The 1,849-nt window shown below is 63.3% G+C and carries 3 protein-coding genes; all 3 read right to left on the minus strand.

The genetic code is table 11. The features are described 5' to 3' along the window. Positions 1 to 16 precede the first annotated feature (16 nt). Positions 17 to 889 (minus strand): alpha/beta fold hydrolase, encoded by an 873-nt coding sequence (locus ACRDUX_RS40150; RefSeq protein ID WP_526423008.1) that lies wholly within the window; start codon positions 887 to 889, stop codon positions 17 to 19. Further along, positions 886 to 1,275, minus strand: coding sequence for a Rid family hydrolase (locus tag ACRDUX_RS40155; RefSeq protein WP_526423010.1), 390 nt, complete (start codon positions 1,273 to 1,275; stop codon positions 886 to 888). Before ACRDUX_RS40155 ends, ACRDUX_RS40150 begins: the two co-directional genes overlap by 4 nt. A gap of 13 nt (positions 1,276 to 1,288) precedes the next feature. Then, positions 1,289 to 1,849: GntR family transcriptional regulator (locus tag ACRDUX_RS40160; protein WP_526423012.1), on the minus strand; the 561-nt coding region annotated here is incomplete at its 5' end.

Genomic DNA, 1,849 nt, shown 5'->3' on the forward strand with positions numbered 1-1,849 from the left:
AGCAGGAATCGATCAGTCATCGGATGCCCTCCTTGATGGCAAATTCAGAAACGATCTGCACGAAGGACTCGGGGTCCTCGAAATAAGGAGCATGTCCACAACCCGGCATGACCGCGTAGTGCGATCCGGGTAGAAGTTCGTGCGACTTGCGGCCCATGGATATGGGTGTCCACCGGTCGTCTTCACCCCACACGATCAGCACCGGCAAGTCTGGGCGTTCAGCGCGCAACCGCTCATGCTGGCGGTCGTCGTTGGCCTCCGAGTTCAGCAGGGCGGCAGCCGAAGACAGGGCCGCGGCAGCCCCCGCGGAGGAGTTGATCATCGATTCCTCACGCACCCACGCGTCGGTGACCATCGCGGGGTCGGAGACCAAGAAGCCGAGCTTGTTGCGGACGGCCTCCTCGCTTCCGTTGGAGACGTTGTCCGGCGAAACCTTGTTTTCATCGGGTAGCTCGGCGATGCCCATCGTGCCGATCAACACCACTGCGGACACCACGTCCGGGCGGTCACACGCCAACCGCGCGGCGACCTGACCTCCCAGTGAAGTACCTGCGACCACGACGTTGCGCAAGCCCAGTTCATCGAGCACCGCGGCGATGAACTCGGCGAAGCCGCGCGGTCGATAGTCGATGCCCTCGGCCTTGTCGGCCAGTCCGTGGCCGGGGAAGTCGATGGCGTAGACGTGAAAGCCTGCGGCCACGAGTCCGGGGATTGCCGGGATGAAACGGTCGGCCCGCGAGCCTACCCCGTGCAGGCAGATCAGCGGAGTGACACCGCCTTGGGATTCCACTACGCGTGTGCGGATGCCGTTGGCGGTCACCGGATAGGTGATCACGTGGTCGCGCCCGTGGCTGAACGAAATGGGGGATGGCTTGGTGCTCTGGCTCATCGTGTCGACTTTGGTTGGGCGAGCGCCTCGATCTCGACGACGAACTCTTCGTGGACTAGACCCGCAACGACCAGCAGGGTGTTCGGCGGATACACCCCAGCCGGGTAGATGTCGGCGAAAACTTCCTTGCGGACCTTCATGAAGTGCGGGATAGTCTCGCGCCCAACGACGTAAGTGGTGAACTTGATGACGTCGTCGAATCCGACGCCGGCCGCGGCGAGCGCCGTCGCGACGTTGGCGAACGCGCCGCGCACCTGGCTGTCGGGGTCGGTGCCATCGGTACCGAACTGTCCGGCGACGGCGACGAGTCCGCTGGACACCGCGACTGGCGAGTAGTCACCGAATTTCCGTAGGCCATCGACGGTGGGCAGGTAGTTGATCGACACTTGGGTCTTCTCCTCAGATTTGGTGGTTGGGCGATTCGTCGGTCAAAGTCGGCGCGACGTGGGAGACGGTGGAACGCAGGTGCTTCTTGATGGCCGCCTCCATCGCGTCGGGGTCTCGGGCACGCAGCGCCTCGAGCATGTCCGCGTGTTCGTGCACTGCACTGTCGGCAGGTGCCCTGCTGGACACCAGGATTCCGACGTAGAACCTGGCTCGGGTCGACAGCGATGCGATCAAGGCCAGCAGATCCTTATTCGGGCAAGGCTCGTACATCCTGCGGTGGAATTCCTGGTTGAGACGACCCCAGATGACCGGATCGTTCACTGCAGCCATTTCATTGTTGAGCTGTTCGATCTCCTCGACGTGAGCGGTGTCGGCGAAGTCGATCGCCCGGCGCCCGGCCAGGACTTCGAGTGCCTCCCGCATCTCGTAGAGGTCCAGCAGCTGCTGCACTGTTGGCCGGGTGACCATCGCGCCGCGACGAGGATCAATGGTGACCAGTCCCTCACTGGCCAGCGAATGAAGCGCCTCACGCAACGGTGTCCGACTGACGTCGAGACGCGCCGCCAACTCGTC

This window comes from Mycobacterium sp. (genome assembly GCF_050701675.1).
Taxonomy (GTDB): domain Bacteria; phylum Actinomycetota; class Actinomycetes; order Mycobacteriales; family Mycobacteriaceae; genus Mycobacterium.